Raw genomic sequence first — 19480 nt, 5'->3', positions numbered from 1 at the left:
CAGACATCACTGCGTGGAAAGCGGGTCTTTGGTGTCCGAAGTCGGCGGCGGATCGAAAGCCGCGACATCGGCCGGCTCGGCGGTGTCGAGCGCCATGTCGATCAGTCCTTTCACGTAGGCGATGAAGGCGTCGTACGGATCGGTCATCACGGGCGGTGGGTTCGAAGGCGGCGGTGCGGTGCCGATGGGGAAGCCCCCAGATCCGCCCCCTCCTCCGCCGCCGCACCCGGCCAGGACGACCGCTGCCAGCAAGGATGCACTCCACAGATGGGTCTTGCGGTTCATGCCGTTCTCCTCACTGCGCACCGGGCAGCGGCGTGTTCAGGTACGGAAAGGCGTCGAGGAACTGGGCAGGACTCACGGCCGCCCCGTCGGTCAGCGCCGCGCCGCCGGCCGGAGCGTCGGCAGGCATGCAACCAACCTTGAGCGTGTCGCTCGCGCCGGTCGCGACGCAGAGCACGCCCATCGCCACGCGCAGCTCGGCATCGACGATGTCGTCACCCGGCCGGCGGCCGTTCGGGAAGCCCGCGGTATCGCCGGCCAGGACGCCGAGGTTCATCTGGCTGGCCTTCGGTGTCGGCGCGATGCCTGTGTTGAGCCGCAACATTTCCGAGGGCTTCACGTTGGCCGGCTTGTTGACGCCATCCACGCCCGTGAGAAAGGCCGCGACCAGGTCGCTGCGCGGAAAGTTGGTCGGCGCGGGGGCCGAAGGGAACAGCGTCTGGATCAGGGCCGGCAGGGTCGGGTTGGTCACGTAGTCGGCGAACTGCGCGTCGTCCCTGGGCTTGGAGCTGTTGAACTTGTCCTTGTCCTTCAGGCCGATCACCAGTTCGTTGACCAGCGGCATCCCCAGACGCGAGACCTGCGCCCAGGCGCCGCCGTTCAGCGCGGTGGTGCCGTGGCCGCTCTTGGGCGGGCTCGCGATCAGGCGGCCCTGGCGCACGCTGGCGCTGGTCCAGCCGCCGACGATGGGGTCGGCGCCCGTCACGCAGGCGATCGGCACTTCCAGCGCCATCGTGGTGATGTTCCTGCCGGCCAGTGAGTCGGGATTGGCGTTCGGCGCACCCAGCGGATTGAGGTTGATCAGGTCGAACACCTGGCCCAGCGCGACGGCGAAGGGATCCTTGCGCTGGCCCACGAATACGCGCCCGGGCGTAGCGCAGCCCGGGATGTTGACCGCATAGAGATGCTGGTTGGCGTAGGCGGCATAGCCGGTCGGGCCGCCGAAGGTCTTGTCGCCGATGTTGTCGGTGGGCTTGTCGAACTCCGTGCCGCCTCCGGCCATCGTGACCGCCTCCGCACGCCCCTTGCGGCGGTCGCCGTACACCACGCTCAGGGTGTAGGTCTCGCGCAGGTTGCTGGTCGCGCCATTGGGCGCCGAGATGCCGCCCGACTGCACCAGCGGAATCGACACCTGCTTGCCGGAGATCGGCAGTTGGATGTCGCGCAGCGTGTTCTTGAACTTGAACTGGAAAGTGACGTTCTCGACCGCGTCGCCGTCGGTGTCCAGGTGGATCTCGTACAGCGCGTTCGGATCCATCGTGAAGTAGTTCGGCCCGCCGTACGGACCCTGGTCGGGCTGGTAGTTGGCGATCAGCGTCAGGTAGTTCTGCCGGCCCGGCTCGTAGCTGCGGAACATGTAGAAGTCGGTCGCGTCGAGCTTGGGCATGCCGGCGATGGAAGGCGCTTCGCGGTGGCTGGACGCGAAGGCGCCGCCGGCCGCTGCCGCGCACAAGGCGAGGACGCAGGCTCTGCGGGAATGTGTTGGGAATTTCATCGGCGTCACCTCAAGAAGTGGAACGGTTTTCGAAACAGCGCACGGAGCGCCTTCGAAGTACGCGGCAATCGTTCACGTGGATACGGCGCAGAGCGCGCAATACAGCGTTGCGTATCCGGCAAGCGCGCCGCCGACGCGGCGCCCACCAGCAAACCGGCCCAACGTGACTTACTACCTTCGTATAAGGCACCAAAATTGCTACATTTTTCCGATTGATGTAGCGAAAGGTTTCCGATGGATCTGTCACGCAGGCTTTGGCTGGGCAAGGTGGGGGCCACAATGCTGCTGGGCGGCGGCCTCGGTGCGAGCCGGATCGGCCAGGCGCAGACCACGCGCGCCGCCGCGCCGGCAGCGGCCTCGGCGCGCACGGTGATCCTCGGGCAATCGGTTCCGCTGACCGGCGCCGCCAGCGAGATCGGGCTGGCCTTTGCCGCCGGCTGCCGCCTCTACGCGACCCACTTCAACGAAACGCAGGCCGCCAGCGGCATCCACCTGAAACTACAGCAGCTCGACGACGGCTACGACGCCGCGCGCGCTGCCGCCAATGCGCGCACCCTGCTCACCACCGACAAGGCCGACATGCTGTTCGGCTTCGTCGGCACCGCCAGCAGCGAAGCCGGTGCCGCCGCGGCCGCGCAGCAGGGCACGCTGCTCTTCGCACCCTTCGCCGCCTCGGACAGCCTGCGCGGCGCCGCGCATCCGAACGTGTTCCACGTGCGTCCCAGCATGGCCGACGAGGCCTTCAAGATCGTGCGCCAATGTGCCACCGTGGGGCAGACGCGCATCGCGCTGGTCGGCGACGACGACGCCATGGGCCGCGCCGGTCTCGCCGCCGTGCAGCAGGCCATGACCGATCAGAAGCTTGGGTCCCTGGCGGCGAGCGCGCTGGTGCCCGCCGCCGGCGACAAGCTCGATGCGGCACTCGCCGCGGTGCAGAAGCAGAACCCGCAGGCCATCGTGCTGGTGTCGCTTTCGAGCACCACCGCCAATGTGATCCGCAAGCTGCGCAAGAGCGGCTATTCCGGCGCCTTCATGGCCTTCTCGATCGTCGGCATCGATCCGCTCTACGCGGCGCTGGGCAAGGACATCGGCGGCATCGTGATCTCGCAGGTCGTGCCCTCGCCGCGGCCCTCGGCCATCCCGATCGTCAAGGAATACCTCGCCGCCATCGACACCTCCGACCAGACGGCCTCCTACGAAGGCATGGAAGGCTTCATCGCCGCCAAGGCCGCGGGCGAAGCCGTTCGCCGCGCCGGCCGCGGCTTCACGCCCGCGAGCCTGCAGCGCGTGATGGCCGGCATGACGGACTACGACGTCGGCGGCTTTCGCATCAACCTGCGCCCCGGCCTGCGCGATCCGCAGCGCAGCATCGACCTGATCAGCATAACGGCCGACGGGCGCGTATTGCGCTAAGCAGTGCCGCCCAGGCGCTGCAGCGCATCGAGCGACAACAGCTCGATGCGGCCGTAGCCGAGCGCGATCACGCGCTCTTCCGCCAGCGCGTTGAGCTCCTTCGAGAGCGTCTGCCGCGTCACGCCCAGCATCATCGCCAAGGCCTCCTGCGGCAGGCGCACGCGCTTGCGCAGATGCACCGACTGGGTCGCGCCGCCGCGCGCCAGCACCAGCAGCCGGCGTGCGACGCGGGCGCGCAGGTCGCGCAAGGTGGCGTCCTCCATCAATCCATAGAGTCCCCGCACCCGCGCCGCGAGCAGTGCCGCGATCGCATGGGAGAAGGCCCTGCCCTGCATCTGCTGCGCGAAGGCTTCAGGCGGCACCACCAGCAGGTCGAGCGCGCTCAGCGCGGTGGCATCGTGGGTGCGCGGCGAACCGTCGATCAGGCTGATCTCGCCGAACCAGTTGCCGGGCTCGAGCACGGCCAGGATGGCTTCGCGCCCATCGTGCCGCAAGGTCGAGATCTTGATCGTTCCGGCCGCCAGCCCGTAGAAGCCGCTGCCCGCCGCCCGCACCGGATCGCCCTGGCGGAACAGCATCGCGCCGCGCCGCAGGTGGACCAGGTTGGCAGCGCCCAGCAAGGCCTCGCGCTGCACGCGCGGCATCGAGGCGAACCACGGGTTGGCGTCCATGGCGCTGCGGTGCGCTGCAGACAGGCGCGGTCGGGGAGGCTGAGGCATGCAGGGTCGGGGGTTTACCAGGGCCCTGGATTGTCAAATTCTTGACAGTTGATGGTCAAGCGCAGGTCTACAGTGGGCCGCACCCCACGGAGACACGATGACCGCAAGAGCGAACTTCACCCGCATGCAGGACAGCACGCGGGAAGACTGGCAACTGATCGGCGGCGAGTTCATGCAGTTCGCGAGCGGCTTGCCCGAGCGCGTGATCAAGCACCTGCAGATCCTCGAAGGCGACTACGGCGGCTTCCCGATCGACCGCTACACCCACTCGCTGCAGACCGCCACGCGCGCCTTGCGCGACGGACGCGACGAAGAGTACGTGGTGTGCGCACTCCTGCACGATATCGGCGACACGCTGGGCTCCTTCAACCATCCCGACATCGCGGCCGCGATCCTGAAGCCATTCGTGCGCGAGGAGAACCACTGGATGGTGCAGAACCACGGCATCTTCCAGGGCCACTACTTCTTCCACCACATCGGGCTCGACCGCAACCTGCGCGACAACTTCAGGAACCATCCGAACTACGAACGCACGGCCGAGTTCTGCGAGCTCTACGACAACCCGGCCTTCGACCCGAAGGCCGAGACGCTGCCGATCGCCGAGTTCGAACCGATGCTGAAGCGCGTGATGGCGCAGCCGCGTCAAAGCATCTACAAGGCTGTGTTGAAGCCTGCAGAGGCCGTCTGAAATTTCACCCCAAGGACACCCACATGAACGCCACCACCCAACCCGAAATCCAGAAGCTCGTCTCCGCCGAAGAATGGCAGCTGCGCGTCGACCTCGCGGCCTGCTACCGGCTGGTCGCGCTCTACGGCTGGAGCGACCTGGTCTTCACGCACATCAGCGCGCGCGTGCCCGGGCCCGAACACCACTTCCTGATCAACCCCTACGGCCTGATGTTCGACGAGATCACGGCGTCGAGCCTGATCAAGGTCGACCAGGACTGCAACAAGATCATCGACTCGCCCTACCCGGTGAACCCGGCCGGCTTCGTGATCCACAGCGCGGTGCATGCGGCGCGCGAAGACATCCAGTGCGTGCTGCACACCCACACGCGCGCCGGCATCGCGGTGAGCGCGCAGAAGAACGGCGTGCTGCCGATCAGCCAGCAGTCGACCTTCGTGCTCGCCTCGCTGGCCTACCACGACTACGAGGGCGTGGCCTTCCGCGACGACGAGAAGCCGCGCCTGCAGGCCGACATGGGTGACGCCAACTTCCTGATGCTGCGCAACCACGGCCTGCTCACCGTGGGCAAGACCATCGCCGATGCTTTTCTCTCGATGTACGTCTTCGAGACCACCTGCCAGATCCAGATCGCCGCGCAGTCCGGCGGCAGTGAACTCACGCAGGTGAATCCGAAGATCGTCGAGGGCGTGGGCCAGGCGATGAAGGTGCAGACCGGCGGTCTCGGAGGCGCCTTCGTCTGGCCCTCGCTGATCCGCAAGCTCGACCGCATCGATCCCGGCTACAAAAACTAGGTGGCCCCGTACAAACCCTGATCGCCGTGACGGCGGATCGACAGCTTCGCTTTCTACGATTTCTCCAGGGCATCCCCACGCTGGATGCCCACAGCGCAGTTCGCGCACACCAGGAGACATCGACATGCAGATCACGGGTATGTTGCACGGCGCGCGGCTGCTGCAATTCGCAGGCTTCCCCGCCACCGAGGTGCTGGGCCCCGCGGCCAGCGAAGAAGAGATCAAGGCACTGATCGACAAGTACGGGCTCATCTTCGTCAAGCCGGTCTTCAAGGGCGGCATCGGCAAGAAGGGCAAGGCCGGCCTGCTGGGCCGCGCCACCGATCTGAAGACCGCACTGGCCGAGAAGGAGCGCCTCTACTTCGCCGAGCACACGGTCGGCCACGTGAAGGCCAAGGCCAACGGCGTGACCTTCGAGGCCGGCGTGCCGGCCAAGCACGAGGTCTACTTCTCGATCAGCGATTCCACGCGTTTCCGCGCGCCGACCATGACGCTCACGCACATGGGCGGCATGGACATCGAGGAGCTCGAGAAGAGCCAGGTCGCGATGGTGCCCTTCGATCCGCTGACCGGCCTCAAGGCCTTCGTGGTGGCCAATGCGCTGACCGAGATCGGCGCACCGAAGGAGATCATCTCGCCGCTGGTGCAGCAGTTGCCCAAGCTGTGGGAGCTGTTCCACGACTTCGGCATGACCACGCTGGAGCTCAACCCGATCCGCATGCGCGAGGACAAGAAGGGCCGGCTCACGCCGGTGGCCTGCGACTTCAAGTGCGGCTTCGACCGCGACGATCCGCGCTGGCTGCGCCTGGGCCTGCCGCCGCACCTGTTCGCTGCCGACTATTCCGACTTCGAGCAGGAGATCAACACGCTGCGCACCCACCAGGGCCAGAGCGATGTCTACGTGATCAACGAGCGCGGCACGGTGCTCGCGCCCACCTTCGGCGGCGGCGCCAACTCGCTGGTGACCGAAATGCTGGGCGACGACGCGATCATCAGCTCCGACTTCGGCGGCAACCCGCCCTACGAGAAGATGAAGGAGGTGGCGCGCATCTGCTTCAAGCACTGGCTCAGGCAGGCCAACGTGCTCTTCATCATCGGCGGCAAGAGCAACAACACCGACATCTTCGAGACCCTGCGCGCCATGGCCGATGCGCTGCGCGAGCACTTCAGCCAGCACGGGCCGACGCCGCTCTACGTGGTGCTGGGCCGCGGCGGGCCGAACCTGGTGCGCGGCATGGGCGCCTTGCGCGACACCTGCGATGCGCTGGGCCTGCCCTATCGCCTCTTCGGCTTCGACTCCGACATGAGCGAGGTGATCCAGTTCGCGAAGAAGGTCAACAACTGGATGAAGGACGGCGGACGCGAACAGATCGCGGCCCGACTCGGCATCCAGGCCCCCTCAACCGCCAACGCCGACTGACGCAGGAGAGATCACCATGCAAGCCAACTGGCAGAAAAAAGGCGTCGGCGACTTCAAGTACCACGTCGGCATCAGCTCGCTCACGCAGGTGGCGTCGCGCGACGACCGCGTCTGCGTGCTCAACATCCTGGGCGGTGAATCGAGCGAGGTGACGCCGGTGAGCCATGTGTACTCCGGCGGCAACGTGGTGTGCGGCACGGCGCCGGGCAAGGGCGGTGCGGTGCTCGAGACGAGCATCGGCAACATCCCGGTCTACAACAACGTGCGCGACGCGCTGGCCGCGGGACACCGCTTCAACTGCGGCGTGGTCTATCTGCCGCCCTCGGCCGCGCGCGACGGCGTGGCCGAACTGATCCGCGTCAACCCCGACCTGCGCAAGATCTTCATCATCACCGAGAAGATCGCCGTGCACGACGCGCGCGAGATCCGCGCCATGGGGCAGCAGAACGGCATCGACATCTTTGGCGCCAACGGGCTCGGCGTGGCCGACTCGTGGAACCAGGTGCGCATCGGCGGCGCATTGGGCGGCGACAAGCCCGGCGACTCGCTCAGGCCGGGCTCGATCGCGATCTTCTCCAACTCGGGCGGCTTCTCGACCACCATCGCGCAGTACCTGCGCATGGCGGGCTGGGGCACCACCACGGTCATCTCCTCGGGCAAGGACGTCTACATCCACTACGCGGCGCCCGAGTTCGCCTTCGCGCTGGCCAACGATGCGCGCAGCAAGGCCGCGGTGCTCTACTGCGAACCCGGCGGCTACTACGAGTTCGATGCCCAGTTCACCAAGCCGGTGGTGGCCTGCGTGGTGGGCCGCTGGAAGAGCAAGCTCACGCGCGCGGTCGGCCATGCCGGCGCGATGGCCGGCGGCTCGGACGACGCGCTGGCCAAGGAACGCTGGTTCATGGACAAGTTCGGCGTCGACGCGATCTTCACGCCCGACAACCCGGTGTTCTCTGCCAAGGGCGCGCTGGTGACCAACATCGCCCACATCCCGGCCGCGCTCACGGCCGTGATGCGCGCCAATGCGACCATGCCCGACTTCGCGGCCGAAGGAAACCTGGCGCTCAAGCCCTGGTTCGGTTCCGACGAAGGGCTGGATCTGCCCGATGAACTGCGTCCGCTGGTGGTGGAAGCGGTCGCGCCCTACAACGAACAGGTGGCGCTGCTCAACACGCAGATCGGCGGCGTGGTGCCGCGCCAGGCCATGAAGGATGCATCCGGCGCCTCGCAGATGGACGCGAAGACGCAGGTCAGCAGCCTGCACGGCACCAGCATGCTCGATGCGGCCACGCTGCCGCTGGAGTCGAACGTCGCGCTGGCGCTGGTGCACGACGCCGGCGGCGAGAACGACCGCAAGCTGATCGCACCCGCGATCGCGGCCTTCGTCAACCTGCATGGCCGGCCCGAGCTGGCGGCAGCCGAAGCCAGCCGCGAGGCCGGCAACGCGCCCAACGCGGTGCTGGCCGCCGCGGCCGCCATCGTCGGGCCGAAGCGGCAGCAAGCGGCGCGCGCCGCGCTCAAGTTCATGCTCGAGCGCTTCCATGCCGCCGGGCTGGGCACCGAGTTCGGCGCCTCGCTGAGCGAGAGCTTCGACGTCGGCACGGTCGATGCCTCGGACCCGCCCGAGCTCACGACCGAGACACCCGATGCCCGCGCCCAGGCCCTGATCGCCGGCGTCCGGGCACGCGGCGCGCGTTCGGTGTTCCTGCGCTGGCTGCAGAACCAACCGGGCCATCCGACCGAAGCCGCGGTGCTGGCCGCGATCTCGGCCACGCTGGCCTGGGGCCCGCTCTCGCGCAAGCGCATCTCGCGTCTGACCGCCGAGAACTTCCCCTGGTGGCTGCAACTGTTCGGCACGCTGATCGGCGCTTCGGCCGAGGCCTCGAAGCACGAGGCCGGGCGCTTCTGCGGCATCGCGCAGGAGCAGATGCTGGGAAGCCTCAGCCTCGGCGAGATCGCCTTCGCGGCGCTCCTGGGCCACACGCCGGGCGAGAAGGATCTGTTTGCCTTCCAGACGCTGGTCGGCCTGTTGCTGACCAACGGCCCGGGCGCGATCTCGGCGCAGGGCGCCAAGGGCGCGGTCTCGGCCGACGGACCCGAGCAGCCCGAGCGCGTGCAGCTCAACAAGGCGCTGGTCGGCTTTCTCACGCACACCGGCTATGCGCACGGCGGCAACGGCTATGAGGGCATCGCCTACCTCAACGAGCAGTTCAAGGCGAGCGGCCTGAAGGATCCGAGCACCGGGGACCACGGCATCGACCTGAAGGCGCTGGCCGCGCGCGCGGTGGAGCAGTACGCGCAATACAAAAGCCAGAAGAAGACCGTGGGCAGCCTCGACATCGCCAAGCTGCCCGGCGTGAACCATCCGGTGTTCAAGGACAAGCCGGTCAACTTCGATCCGCGCGAAGTGTTCATCGCCAAGCTGCAGGAAGCGCGCGGCGACTGCAACGTGTTCCACGATTTCTACCGGGCGCTGGTGCAGCAGCTGTTCGACGCCGGCGTCTCGCGCAACGTCTACTGCGTGAACGTCGACGCGGTGATCGCGGCCCTGCTGCTCAAGATGCTGTGGCAGCCGCTGCAGTCGGGCGAGATCGGCGAACGCGAGCTCGAGACCGCAGCCTTCACCATCTTCCTCTACCCGCGCATGCTCGGCTGCGCGGCCGAGATCGACGACCACCTGAACCGCGGACGCAACATGGACACGCGCACCGCCGCCTCGCTCTGCAAGTTCGTCGCCTGAGCCAGGGCCTGTTCAGGCTCTGGTCAGCATGCCGCAAGCACGATCCATCATGACCACAGCCATCCTGGCCGACGGCGCGCCCGCGTCCGTTCAACAAGGCTCCAAGCTCGGCGCGGTGCTCCGCGTGACGAGCGGCAACTTCCTCGAGCAGTTCGACTTCTTCCTGTTCGGCTTCTATGCGACCTACATCGCGAAGGCCTTCTTTCCCGCCACCAGTGACTTCGCTTCGCTGATGCTGACCTTCGCGGTGTTCGGTGCCGGCTTCCTTATGCGGCCGCTGGGCGCCATCGTCCTCGGCGCCTACATCGACGAGGTCGGGCGCCGCAAGGGCCTGATCGTCACGCTCGCGATCATGGCCAGCGGCACCGTGCTGATCGCCTTCGTCCCGGGCTATGCCTCGATTGGCCTGCTCGCGCCGGCCCTGGTGCTGCTGGGCCGGCTGCTGCAGGGCTTCTCGGCGGGCGCCGAGCTGGGCGGCGTCTCGGTCTACCTCTCGGAGATGGCGACGCCCGGGCACAAGGGCTTCTACACCGCCTGGCAATCGGCGAGCCAGCAGGTCGCGATCGTGCTGGCCGCGGCGCTGGGTTTCGCACTCAACGAGCTCATGAGCCCCGAGACGCTGGCCGGCTGGGGCTGGCGCGTGCCCTTCTTCGTCGGCTGCGCGATCATCCCCTGCATCTTCGTGCTGCGCCGCTCGCTGCAGGAGACCGAGGAGTTCCAGGCCCGCAAACACCATCCGACGACGCGCGAGGTGGCCGCATCGATGCGGCAGAACTGGCGCATCGTGTTCGCCGGCATGCTGCTGGTGGCGATGACCACCGCCACCTTCTACCTGATCACGGTCTACACGCCGACCTTCGGCCGCACGGTGCTGCACCTGAGCGCCAAGGACAGCCTGGTCGTCACGCTGCTGGTCGCCGTCACTAACTTCATCTGGCTGCCGGTGGGCGGCGCACTCTCCGATCGCATCGGCCGCAAGCCGCTGCTCGTCGCGATGACCGTGCTGGCCATCCTCACCGCCTATCCGGCCATGTCCTGGCTGGCGGCGGCGCCGAGCTTCGGCCGCATGCTCGACGTGCTCTTGTGGTTCTCGTTCCTGTTCGGCATGTACAACGGTGCGATGGTGGTCGCGCTCACCGAAGTGATGCCGGTGCAGGTGCGCGTGGTCGGCTTCTCGCTGGCCTACAGCCTCGCCACCGCGATCTTCGGCGGCTTCACGCCGGCCGTGTCGACCTGGTTGATCGAGGCGACTGCGGACAAGGCGGCGCCGGCCTACTGGATGAGCTTCGCGGCGGTCTGCGGGCTGCTTGCGACGCTGGCGCTGTACCGGCGCCAGGCCGGGAGGGTGGTCCGAGCCTAGATCAAGTCATCTTCCGGGCCCGCCGCCACCGCCGGGCCCGCCGCCACCGCCAGGCCCGCCGCCACCGCCAGGCCCACCGCCACCGCCGGGCCCCCCGCCGCCGCCAGGCCCAGCGCCACCACCGGGCCCACCGCCGCCGCCAGGCCCACCGGCACCACCACCACCACCACCACCGGCACCGGCACCGCCACCACCACCGGCACCACCGCCAGCGCCACCACCACCGGCGGCCCCAGCGCCCGCAGCACCCGCAGCACCCGCAGCACCGGCAGCGCCAGCGCCGGAGCCAGCACCCGAGGAGCTACCGCCACCGCTGCCGCCGGGATCGGCGCCAATACCTCCGCCTGAACCTTTGGAGATGATCACTGCGCCGGCAGTCCCGGCTTGTGATGCCTGAGGCGCCTGACCTGCCTGCCTGAAGTTCAAGCAGGGCACCTCTCCAAAGGGGTTGTATCCGTCGCAGGCGGCCGATCTTCTTGTTGCCGGACGAGCGGCGGCTTGGAGCTGTGTGCCTGAGCGCGCCGCAGGTCGCGCCTCGCTGAGGCTGGGGCGCGCATCGGCCACAGGTGGGCTCGCCAACACCACGACCGGAGCGGCAGGCGCGTCGCCCTTGGCTTCGGGTGCGTCTGCCGTGGCAGTTCGGGGTTGGATAGGTGGCTGCGCTCTTGGCATCGGCATCGGCGCTGGCACCGGCGTTGCTTCGACACGCGCCGTTCTGGGCTGAACCTGAACAGTCGCCACCGTGGTTCGAGCCGGCTGGGGAACGAGATCGTCTTGATCAACCGAGGCTTCAGCTGGTGAGCCCACGCTCGATAGAGCCTGCGGCACATCAGGCTGCTGTGGCGTGCCTCCTGTTGCCGCCGTCGCCGGTTGAACAGAGGCCTCCGGCGCGGGGTCCACGGACGCGGCAGGCGGCGGCGAAGAAGCAACTGCTGTTTGCTCCGCAGCCGGGCTGGCCGGCTGCAACAGGGATGAGGCCGCGCTCGAAGGCGGGACAATGCGCGTCGCATCGCGGCTCAAGTACCAGAAGACGAAAGCGCCATGCAGCAGCGCCAGCACGATCAACAACAAGACGATGGACACGTCGACACCTGGCGGCACGGGAATCCATCCCACGCGTCTCAGTGCACCAGTGCTCCGCGGCTCGCGAGCAACAGCCTTCAACGCCAACGAATAGCGCGGCGCCGTTGGCACCGCGAGCGGTTCACTGGACGTGGTGGTATCGAACGTTGTCGTGCCTGAGCGGATGCCCGAGAACTTGCCCGCACAACCCCGGCAATACCTTGCGCTGTCTCTGTTGGGCGTGTGGCACGACTCGCAGAACTTGGTCATTCCGATGATCCGTCGGACAGTACAAGCAGCGCTATGGGATGGGGATGAACTTCGTGACGATCACCAGTGAATTGATCACGAGCCAGAAGGCTGCAAAGTCCAAGGCCCATGCTCGCCGCGGGACGATGCGCGACTCCTTCGGCAGCGGCACTTTTTTGCCTGCATCTCTGCTGGCATAGAAGGCCGGCAGCTTGTGCGAACAGCATTTGCAATACCGCGCAGAGCCCATGTTGATGGTGCTGCAGGCCTCGCAGATTTCCGCTGACGCAGTGCCTGATTGCAACCTCGCCAGATCGATGAGGTTTCCAAAGGCGACGCCCGAAGACGTGACTGGAGGCTCGGCAAAAGAAACAGAAGCGGCAGTCATGGATGCTCTCCTCGACGAAGGACAGATGCAAGTTCACCGAAGGTTTGCCCGGCGCCGCAGTACCGGTCGGCCTTGGCTTGCGCAAGGCTGCGCCCCAATCGTTGCTCCGCGATCGCGCGTCTTGCGAACATCAGCAGCTCTGCGTCCGTGGGCCCGCGCCCCGCACCCTCGATGTGCCTCCGGAAGGCGCGAACGATGCGGTCCTGTATCGCTTTCCTGACGTGCGTCGCTGCAGCAAAGGCCCGGTGCGCGCTCATTTCATGAGGAGCGATCGAGACTCGCGGCGCCGCCATGCTGCGTCGCCACGCAACGACCGGGCGGCCGCTCCTCCAGGGCGTGATCTTTTTCTTGCTACGTGTGACAGGCTTTGACATTTTTCTCTCCTGAGGAAGCACCTTGGATGTGAAATCTTCACATCTGTAGTTCTCTTGTCTTATAGTGATGTGCTTCTTTTTGTAAGACAGCGACGCAAGTCGCTGTCCAGTTGGTAACTGGGCGTTAAGCCCGTCACTGTCCGAGGACCGATTGCCCAGCGACAAGGCACAGATCACAGAAGGCCAACTTGCCTGGGTCCTCTCGGCTTGCGCACGCGTCATGCGGCCGTTGGTCAGGCTCGCGCTGGCCTTCGGCGTCAAGCATCCCCACCTGGAGGAACTGCTGCGCGACGTGCTGGTTGACGAAGCGCGCAGCGCTTGGCTCAAATCCAAGGGCGCCGAGCCGAACATCAGTCAGCTGTCGGTGACGACAGGCTTGAACCGCAAGGCGGTGACTGCCATGGTGCGTGAAGCGGAAGATCCGTTGCCGCACACCGGGATGTCGGCTGCGGCCAAGACCCTGACCTTGTGGCTGCACATGATCGACGAGGACCCTGCGCACCGGTCCCTGCCCATCGTGGCCGAAGCCCCGGCGTCATCGTTCGAAACCGTCGCCCGGCGCGCCAGCCGTGGCAACGTGCACCACCGCACCATCCTCGACGAGCTGGTGCGTTTGAACATGGCGATCGAGCACGAGGGCCGCGCCGAGCTCAACGCCACCGCCTTCGTTCCGGCGAAGGACTTGAAGACGATGCTCGCCTTCCTGGGCGACAACACGCGCGACCACCTGCTCGCGAGCGTGGCCAACACGCTCGGCGCAGAGCCGCCCTTGCTCGAACGATCGGTATTCGCAGCCGGGATTGCGCTGGAGGACTGCGAACGCATCCACGAGCTCGTGCGCGAGCGGTGGAGCCAACTTCATCACGAATTGACCCGGGAAATGACGCGCGCCTTCGAAGAGGCCGAGAAAACGGCTTCGGGCCGCATCAGGGTCGGCATTTACACCTACTATGAAGACGGCGCAGCCGAGCGCGCTGAAGCACCGGCCGCCACGCCCTCGAAACGACTACGGGGAAGAAAAGCATGACGAACAACTCGCTGCGCAATGGCTTGCTGGCGCTGTTGACCGGCTTGCTGCTCTCTTGCGGCGGTGGCGGCAGCAGCAGCAGCAGCAGCAGCAGCAGCAGCGGAGCCGGAAGCGCAGCGTTCGGCAGCGCCGGCATTGCAGGATTGACCGCCGAGTCGCTCGGCGGCGGCGGCACCAGCGACGGCCAGGGCGGAAGCTCGTCCGGCACGGATGGCGGCTCGACAACGGCCTCCAGCGGCGACGACGGATCGGGCGTGGGCTCCGGCGGTACCGGCGTGAGCACCGCCGATGCGGCCGGCATCGGCGGGGTCGATGGCGCGGGCAGCATCATCGTCAGCGGACTGCGCTACGACACGGACACCGCCGTCATCAACCTCGAGGATGCCGCATCCCTGCAGCTGGGCATGAGCGTGAAGGTCAGCGGGCCGGTCAACGCCGACTTCACGAGCGGCACGGCCCGCCGGGTCGATTCGGCGGCCGATATTCGCGGCCCGCTTTCGTCGGTCGATCTGGCGCAGGGCAGCTTCGTCATCATGGGCACCACGGTGACCACCGACAACGCCACCGTCTGGGCCGATGCGGGCGGGCTTGCTGCCATCGCACCCAACACGACGCTGCAGGTCTGGGGCCTGCCGGCGGCACCTGGCGTGCTTCGTGCGACGCGCGTGGAGCAACACGGCCCCTCGGCACCGATCCTCACCGGCACGGTCCAGAACCTCGATCAGGCACGACGCACCTTCACGCTCGGCGGCTTCCTCGTCGACTACAGCGTCGCGGCCCTGAGTGGCAGCCCCGACGGGCGCCCGCCTGCCAACGGCACCCTCGTGCGCGTGCGTGCGAGCACCGCCCTGCCGGGCCGCCTGCCTGCCACCCTCGTGCAGTGGTGGTACCCGGTGCCGACGGCGAACGCCACGCCGGTCCAGCTCGCGGGCGTCGTCACTGACTACGCGGGACTGGGTTCGCTGCGGGTGCTGGGCACGCCGGTGGACGCCTCTTCCGCGCAGATCACCGGCGGGCTCGCGGACTCGGTCGGCAATGGCGTGAAGGTGGACGTGGCCGGCACGATGTCCAACGGCATCCTCAAGGCCACCAAGCTCAAGATCAGGCATATCCCTGGCACCGGCGGGCCGGCGTCGTTCACCCTGATCGGACCCATCGGCAACTTCAGCTCCGCATCGAGCTTCTGGGTACGAGGACAACTCGTGAATGCCGGCGGCCCGGGCATCGTGTTCGTCAACGGCGCCGCGTCGAACCTGGGCAACGGGGTGCGCGTGAGCGTCGAGGGCGCGCAGGTCGTCGATGGCGTGCTGATCGCCACCCGTGTGAGCTTCGACAGCTAGTTCGATGACCGATCCCATGAGCCAATGGGTCGGTGCCTTCCTGGCCGAGTGGTGCCGCCTATCCGAAGGGCTTGCCGATCCCGAGCAATCGGCGGAGTTCGCGAAGGACATCTACGCCTCGTACGGGCAGCGCGATCCTGTCGAAGTCGCCGCAGAAATGTGGGGTGGCGGAGCGGGGCGGACCGCCTGACAGCTTCCAGCCCTACGATGGCTGGCAGACAACCCAGGAGACGCCAATGACTTTTCCCACGCTCACGCGCCGCGCGGCATTGCTGCTCGCTGCCCTCGCCCTCGCCGGCTGCGGCAGCCTCGGCGGCAAGCCCGACATCGCTGCCGAACCGATCCACGTCATGACCTCGGGCGGCTTCACCGCCGCCTATAACGAGCTCACGCCCGGCTACGAAAAAGCCAACGGCCGCAAGGTGCAGACCGCCTACGGCGCCTCGATGGGCGCGGCCAGCGACTCGATCCCGAGCCGCCTCGCGCGCGGCGAGCCGGCCGACATCGTGATCCTTGCGCGCCCTGCCCTCGACGCGCTGGTGGCGCAGGGCAAGGTGGTGTCCGGCAGCCAGGTCGATCTGGTGCGCTCGTCGATCGGCTTCGCGGTGCGCACCGGCACGCCCAAGCCCGACATCAGCACGGTCGATGCACTCAAGCGCACGCTGCTCGCGGCGCCGTCGATCGCCTATTCGGCCAGCGCCAGCGGCACCTACTACGAGACCGAGCTGCTCAAGAAGCTGGGCATCGAGGACCAGGTGAAGCCGAAGAGCCAGCGCATCCTCAGCGAACGCGTCGGCACCGTGGTCGCACGCGGCGATGCGGCGCTGGGCCTGCAGCAGGTCAGCGAGCTGCTGCCCATCAAGGGCATCGACTACATCGGACCGCTGCCGGCGGAAGTGCAGCGCGTCACGGTGTTCTCGGCCGGCATCGCGACCGGCGCCAAGCAGCCCGAGGCGGCGCGGCAGCTGATCCGCTACATGAACTCGCCGGCCGCCGCGCCGGTGATCGAACGCACCGGGCTCGAAGCGATCGTGGCACGCGGCCCGTAAACTGGCGCGGCCCCGATCAACCACCGACGCCCGCAACGACCATGAGCTCGCCGATCACCCCCGCCATCGTCTCGGCCCTTGCGCCCACCGGCACGCTGCGTGCCTCCATCAACCTCGGCAATCCGATCCTCGCGAACAAGGATGCAGCCAGCGGCGACCCGGCCGGCGTCTCGGTCGACCTGGCGCGTGCTCTTTCAGAACGCCTGTCCGTTCCGATCGGGCTGGTGGTGTTCGAGAAGGCGGCCGCGTCCGTCGATGCAGTACGCAACGAGCAGGCCGATATCGGCTTCTTCGCGATCGATCCGGCGCGCAGCGAGGGCCTGCGCTTCACCGCGCCCTATGTGCTGATCGAGGGCAGCTACCTGGTGCCCGCGGCCTCGCCGATCCGGCGCAACGAGCAGGTGGACCAGGGCGATGTCCGCATCGCGGTCGGCACCGGCAGCGCCTACGACCTCTTCCTCACGCGCGAGATCAAGGAGGCGCAGATCGAGCGCGTGCAGGGCGCCAAGGGCGTGTTCGAGAGCCTGCACGCGGGCCAGGTCGAGGTGGCGGCCGGCATTCGGCAGGTGCTCGAGGCCGAGGCCGGACGCACGCCCGGCTTGCGCCTGCTGCCGGGGCGCTTCATGGTGATCCAGCAGGCGATGGGCACGCCGGCCTCGCGCGGCGCGGAAGCGGCCGCCGCGCTGGCCGCCTTCGTCGAGGAGATGAAGGCCAGCGGCTTCGTGGCCGAGGCGCTGGCGCGGCATCGCATCCAGGGCGCCAGCGTGGCGCCTGCGGCCGTTCAGGCGTAGCGCGCCAGGCCCAATCCTTCCATATCGATCTCGGGCGAGCGGCCGCCGATCAGGTCGGCCATCACGCGGCCCGTGCCGGCCGCCATGGTCCAGCCCAGCGTGCCGTGGCCGGTGGCCAGCAGCAGCTTCGAAATAGGCGTGGCGCCGAGGATGGGCGTGCCGTCGGGCGTCATCGGCCTGAGGCCGGTCCAGAACTCCGCGCCTTCGACGCTGCCGCCCTGCGGGAACAGATCGGTGACCACGTGCTCCAGCGTGTCGCGCCGCCGGTCGTTCAGCCGCAGGTCGTAGCCCGAGAGCTGCGCCGTGCCGCCGACGCGGATGCGGTCGCCCAGCCGCGTCACGGCGACCTTGAAGGTCTCGTCCATCACCGTCGACTCGGGCGCCATCGCCGCGTCGGCGATCGGCACCGTGATCGAGAAGCCCTTGACCGGATACACCGGCAGGCGAATGCCCAGCGGCTTCAGCAGCTTCGGCGAGTAGCTGCCCAGCGCCACCACGTAGCGGTCGGCGCGAAAGGGGCCGGCCTCGGTATGGACGGCGGTCACGCCGGCGGCGTCGCGCGCGATGTCGGTGATGCCCACGCCGAAGCGAAAGCGCACGCCCGCCGCTTCGGCCAGCCGCGCCAGCGCCTGCGTGAACTTGAAGCAGTCGCCGGTTTCATCGCCCGGCAGGCGCAGGCCGCCGACGAACTTCTCCCTCACCGCGGCCAGCGCCGGCTCGTGCCGCACGCAGCCCTCGCGGTCCAGCAACTGGTAGGGCACGCCGTAGGCCTTGAGGATCTCGATGTCCTTGCCGGTGCCGTCGAGCTGCTTCTGCGTGCGGAACAGCTGAAGCGTGCCTAGCGCGCGCTCGTCGTAGCGGATGCCGGTGTCGGCGCGCAGCTGTTGGAGGCAGTCGCGGCTGTATTCGGCCAGGCGCACCATGCGGCCCTTGTTGAGTTCGTAGCGCGCATGCGTGCAGTTGCACAGCATCGCGATCCCCCAGCGCCACATCGCGGGATCGAGCATCGGCCTGATGACCAGCGGGCTGTGCCGCATCAAAAGCCACTTGATCGCCTTGAGCGGCACGCCGGGCCCGGCCCAGGGCGCCGAGTAGCCGGGCGACACCTCGCCGGCGTTGGCATAGCTGGTCTCCAGCGCCGGCGCCCGCTGGCGGTCGAGCACGGTGACCTCGTGGCCGGCCTTGGCGAGGTAGTAGGCCACGGTGGTGCCGATCACCCCGCTGCCCAGAATCAGTACTTGCATGCGAATCCTTGCCGTCTATGTCAAACCCAGCGCCGATTGCAATCGTTGTGCCGACAAGTGCTCCGGCCGCTCGGGCCAGGCTTCCAGCAGCGCCACCATCTTCTCGTTGATCGGCGCGCGGGCGCCGTTCGACTTGGCGAGCCGCACCACCTCGCCGCACAGCGCGTCGATCTCGGTGCGCCGGCCCAGCGCCAGGTCGTCGGCCATGCTGGAGCGCGCCTTGTCGTCGATGCGCAGCATGCGCGCCGCGACCAGGCGGAACAGCGGCGTCGGCAGGCGCAGCATGAACGGCAGGCGCCGCGCCGGCACCGCCGCGAGCTGCGCCGGCGCGATGTTGGCCCACGCCAGGGCATCCAGCGCTTCGTCCATCAGGGCCGCCAGACAGCGGCGGTAGCCGCGGTCCAGCAGCTGCTCGCGCAGCGGCAGGCCCGAGAGCGCGTTGATCGGGTTGTTGAGATTGAGCAGCAGCTTGCCCCATTGGACCGACAGCATGTCGTCATAGGTGTCGACCGGTACGCCGGCACGCTCGAACACGGCCAGCCAGGGCCGCAGCGCCCTGCTGCGCCGGGCGGCCAGCCGGCCGACCGTGCCGCGGTGGAAGCTGCCGGGTTCGATCTCCGCGACGTTGTACGGCACCATGCCGGGCAGCACATAGAGCGTGGGTGCGACCTTCGATGCGACGGCCGCATTCGAGATGCCGTTCTGCAGCGAAAGCACCGGCGTGCCGGCCGGCAGCGCCTCGGCCAGCGCGGCCGCGGCCTCGGCCGTCGCACTGCTCTTCACGGTCAGGAGGACCAGCGAGGGCCGTATGCCCAGAGGCACCCGCTCCTCGAGATGCAACGCGTCGGGCGGCACGTGGCGCTCCATGCCGTCGAGATCGCTGAGCGTGATCCCGCGCCGCGCGAGCGTCTGAAGCACGCGCGGGCGGCCGACGAAGACCACGCGCACGCCCTCCGCCGCCAGGCAGCCGCCGATAAAGCAGCCGATGGTGCCGGCACCCATCACGAGCACGTCGACGGGCACCGGCTCGGACTCGGGCTCGGCCATG

The 19480-nt window shown here is 67.9% G+C and carries 18 protein-coding genes; 11 read left to right on the top strand and 7 right to left on the bottom strand.

Going from position 1 to position 19480, the window contains the following annotated elements; genetic code table 11:
* Positions 1–6: 6 nt before the first annotated feature.
* Positions 7–285 (bottom strand): hypothetical protein, encoded by a 279-nt coding sequence (locus tag ACSQ86_RS11750; RefSeq protein WP_093109107.1) that lies wholly within the window; start codon positions 283–285, stop codon positions 7–9.
* 10 nt (positions 286–295) lie between these two features.
* Positions 296–1777, bottom strand: coding sequence for a DUF4331 domain-containing protein (locus ACSQ86_RS11745; protein ID WP_436303763.1), 1482 nt, complete (start codon positions 1775–1777; stop codon positions 296–298).
* A gap of 234 nt (positions 1778–2011) precedes the next feature.
* On the opposite strand from ACSQ86_RS11745, the gene ACSQ86_RS11740 reads away from it, so the two are divergent.
* Entirely contained in the window at positions 2012–3190 is a 1179-nt protein-coding gene (locus tag ACSQ86_RS11740) for an ABC transporter substrate-binding protein (RefSeq protein ID WP_093109105.1), read from the top strand.
* Here ACSQ86_RS11740 and ACSQ86_RS11735 read toward each other — a convergent pair.
* Entirely contained in the window at positions 3187–3909 is a 723-nt protein-coding gene (locus tag ACSQ86_RS11735; RefSeq protein ID WP_436308895.1) for a Crp/Fnr family transcriptional regulator, read from the bottom strand. The genes ACSQ86_RS11740 and ACSQ86_RS11735 overlap by 4 nt on opposite strands.
* A gap of 97 nt (positions 3910–4006) precedes the next feature.
* Between ACSQ86_RS11735 and ACSQ86_RS11730 the strand changes: the two genes are divergently transcribed.
* The 5 genes from ACSQ86_RS11730 to ACSQ86_RS11710 all read left to right on the top strand — a co-directional run bounded on the left by ACSQ86_RS11730 (position 4007) and on the right by ACSQ86_RS11710 (position 10908).
* Positions 4007–4597 (top strand): HD domain-containing protein, encoded by a 591-nt coding sequence (locus tag ACSQ86_RS11730; RefSeq protein ID WP_436308894.1) that lies wholly within the window; start codon positions 4007–4009, stop codon positions 4595–4597.
* A 23-nt stretch (positions 4598–4620) separates the two neighbouring features.
* Positions 4621–5388, top strand: coding sequence for a class II aldolase/adducin family protein (locus ACSQ86_RS11725; RefSeq protein ID WP_093109102.1), 768 nt, complete (start codon positions 4621–4623; stop codon positions 5386–5388).
* A gap of 124 nt (positions 5389–5512) precedes the next feature.
* Complete coding sequence (locus tag ACSQ86_RS11720) at positions 5513–6808, top strand: ATP citrate lyase citrate-binding domain-containing protein (protein WP_436303760.1); 1296 nt, start codon at positions 5513–5515, stop codon at positions 6806–6808.
* A 16-nt stretch (positions 6809–6824) separates the two neighbouring features.
* A complete protein-coding gene (locus ACSQ86_RS11715) occupies positions 6825–9548 on the top strand; it encodes a CoA-binding protein (protein ID WP_436308893.1) in 2724 nt (907 codons plus the stop codon).
* 49 nt (positions 9549–9597) lie between these two features.
* Positions 9598–10908, top strand: coding sequence for an MFS transporter (locus ACSQ86_RS11710; protein ID WP_436308892.1), 1311 nt, complete (start codon positions 9598–9600; stop codon positions 10906–10908).
* Here ACSQ86_RS11710 and ACSQ86_RS11705 read toward each other — a convergent pair.
* Entirely contained in the window at positions 10905–11243 is a 339-nt protein-coding gene (locus ACSQ86_RS11705; protein ID WP_436308891.1) for a hypothetical protein, read from the bottom strand. The two genes, ACSQ86_RS11710 and ACSQ86_RS11705, sit on opposite strands and share 4 nt — an antisense overlap.
* Positions 11244–12271: 1028 nt before the next feature.
* Positions 12272–12607, bottom strand: coding sequence for a hypothetical protein (locus tag ACSQ86_RS11700; RefSeq protein ID WP_436292467.1), 336 nt, complete (start codon positions 12605–12607; stop codon positions 12272–12274).
* Positions 12608–13132: 525 nt separating this feature from the next.
* Between ACSQ86_RS11700 and ACSQ86_RS11695 the strand changes: the two genes are divergently transcribed.
* From ACSQ86_RS11695 to ACSQ86_RS11675, 5 genes are read left to right on the top strand one after another with little or no spacing between them, the layout of a single operon-like run.
* Positions 13133–14008, top strand: a complete 876-nt coding sequence (locus tag ACSQ86_RS11695; RefSeq protein WP_436308890.1) for a DUF6502 family protein — start codon at positions 13133–13135, stop codon at positions 14006–14008.
* Entirely contained in the window at positions 14005–15348 is a 1344-nt protein-coding gene (locus ACSQ86_RS11690; protein WP_436308889.1) for a DUF5666 domain-containing protein, read from the top strand. The genes ACSQ86_RS11695 and ACSQ86_RS11690 overlap by 4 nt, the downstream gene beginning before the upstream one ends.
* A gap of 4 nt (positions 15349–15352) precedes the next feature.
* A complete protein-coding gene (locus tag ACSQ86_RS11685; protein WP_436303753.1) occupies positions 15353–15538 on the top strand; it encodes a hypothetical protein in 186 nt (61 codons plus the stop codon).
* 46 nt (positions 15539–15584) lie between these two features.
* A complete protein-coding gene (locus ACSQ86_RS11680; RefSeq protein ID WP_436308888.1) occupies positions 15585–16397 on the top strand; it encodes a substrate-binding domain-containing protein in 813 nt (270 codons plus the stop codon).
* A 41-nt stretch (positions 16398–16438) separates the two neighbouring features.
* Positions 16439–17188, top strand: coding sequence for a transporter substrate-binding domain-containing protein (locus tag ACSQ86_RS11675; RefSeq protein WP_436308887.1), 750 nt, complete (start codon positions 16439–16441; stop codon positions 17186–17188).
* Here the strand turns inward: ACSQ86_RS11675 and ACSQ86_RS11670 are convergent.
* Positions 17179–18432, bottom strand: a complete 1254-nt coding sequence (locus ACSQ86_RS11670) for a D-amino acid dehydrogenase (protein WP_093109270.1) — start codon at positions 18430–18432, stop codon at positions 17179–17181. The two genes, ACSQ86_RS11675 and ACSQ86_RS11670, sit on opposite strands and share 10 nt — an antisense overlap.
* A 15-nt stretch (positions 18433–18447) precedes the next feature.
* A complete protein-coding gene (locus ACSQ86_RS11665; RefSeq protein ID WP_436308886.1) occupies positions 18448–19479 on the bottom strand; it encodes a 2-dehydropantoate 2-reductase in 1032 nt (343 codons plus the stop codon).
* Position 19480 lies beyond the last annotated feature (1 nt).

The sequence above is a fragment of the Variovorax sp. LjRoot130 genome, from assembly GCF_964253755.1.
In the GTDB taxonomy this organism is placed as follows: domain Bacteria; phylum Pseudomonadota; class Gammaproteobacteria; order Burkholderiales; family Burkholderiaceae_C; genus Variovorax.
The sequence above is the reverse complement of the archived record's forward strand: the minus strand, read 5'-3'. Positions and strand labels throughout refer to the sequence as shown.

What these genes read in the sequence shown, in the direction of transcription:
- ACSQ86_RS11750 (WP_093109107.1), bottom strand. Translation starts at nt 285, where the DNA reads ATGAACCGCAAGACCCATCTGTGGAGTGCATCCTTGCTGGCAGCGGTC.
- ACSQ86_RS11745 (WP_436303763.1), bottom strand. Translation starts at nt 1,777, where the DNA reads ATGAAATTCCCAACACATTCCCGCAGAGCCTGCGTCCTCGCCTTGTGC.
- ACSQ86_RS11740 (WP_093109105.1), top strand. Translation starts at nt 2,012, where the DNA reads ATGGATCTGTCACGCAGGCTTTGGCTGGGCAAGGTGGGGGCCACAATG.
- ACSQ86_RS11735 (WP_436308895.1), bottom strand. Translation starts at nt 3,909, where the DNA reads ATGCCTCAGCCTCCCCGACCGCGCCTGTCTGCAGCGCACCGCAGCGCC.
- ACSQ86_RS11730 (WP_436308894.1), top strand. Translation starts at nt 4,007, where the DNA reads ATGACCGCAAGAGCGAACTTCACCCGCATGCAGGACAGCACGCGGGAA.
- ACSQ86_RS11725 (WP_093109102.1), top strand. Translation starts at nt 4,621, where the DNA reads ATGAACGCCACCACCCAACCCGAAATCCAGAAGCTCGTCTCCGCCGAA.
- ACSQ86_RS11720 (WP_436303760.1), top strand. Translation starts at nt 5,513, where the DNA reads ATGCAGATCACGGGTATGTTGCACGGCGCGCGGCTGCTGCAATTCGCA.
- ACSQ86_RS11715 (WP_436308893.1), top strand. Translation starts at nt 6,825, where the DNA reads ATGCAAGCCAACTGGCAGAAAAAAGGCGTCGGCGACTTCAAGTACCAC.
- ACSQ86_RS11710 (WP_436308892.1), top strand. Translation starts at nt 9,598, where the DNA reads ATGACCACAGCCATCCTGGCCGACGGCGCGCCCGCGTCCGTTCAACAA.
- ACSQ86_RS11700 (WP_436292467.1), bottom strand. Translation starts at nt 12,607, where the DNA reads ATGACTGCCGCTTCTGTTTCTTTTGCCGAGCCTCCAGTCACGTCTTCG.
- ACSQ86_RS11690 (WP_436308889.1), top strand. Translation starts at nt 14,005, where the DNA reads ATGACGAACAACTCGCTGCGCAATGGCTTGCTGGCGCTGTTGACCGGC.
- ACSQ86_RS11685 (WP_436303753.1), top strand. Translation starts at nt 15,353, where the DNA reads ATGACCGATCCCATGAGCCAATGGGTCGGTGCCTTCCTGGCCGAGTGG.
- ACSQ86_RS11680 (WP_436308888.1), top strand. Translation starts at nt 15,585, where the DNA reads ATGACTTTTCCCACGCTCACGCGCCGCGCGGCATTGCTGCTCGCTGCC.
- ACSQ86_RS11675 (WP_436308887.1), top strand. Translation starts at nt 16,439, where the DNA reads ATGAGCTCGCCGATCACCCCCGCCATCGTCTCGGCCCTTGCGCCCACC.
- ACSQ86_RS11670 (WP_093109270.1), bottom strand. Translation starts at nt 18,432, where the DNA reads ATGCAAGTACTGATTCTGGGCAGCGGGGTGATCGGCACCACCGTGGCC.
- ACSQ86_RS11665 (WP_436308886.1), bottom strand. Translation starts at nt 19,479, where the DNA reads ATGGCCGAGCCCGAGTCCGAGCCGGTGCCCGTCGACGTGCTCGTGATG.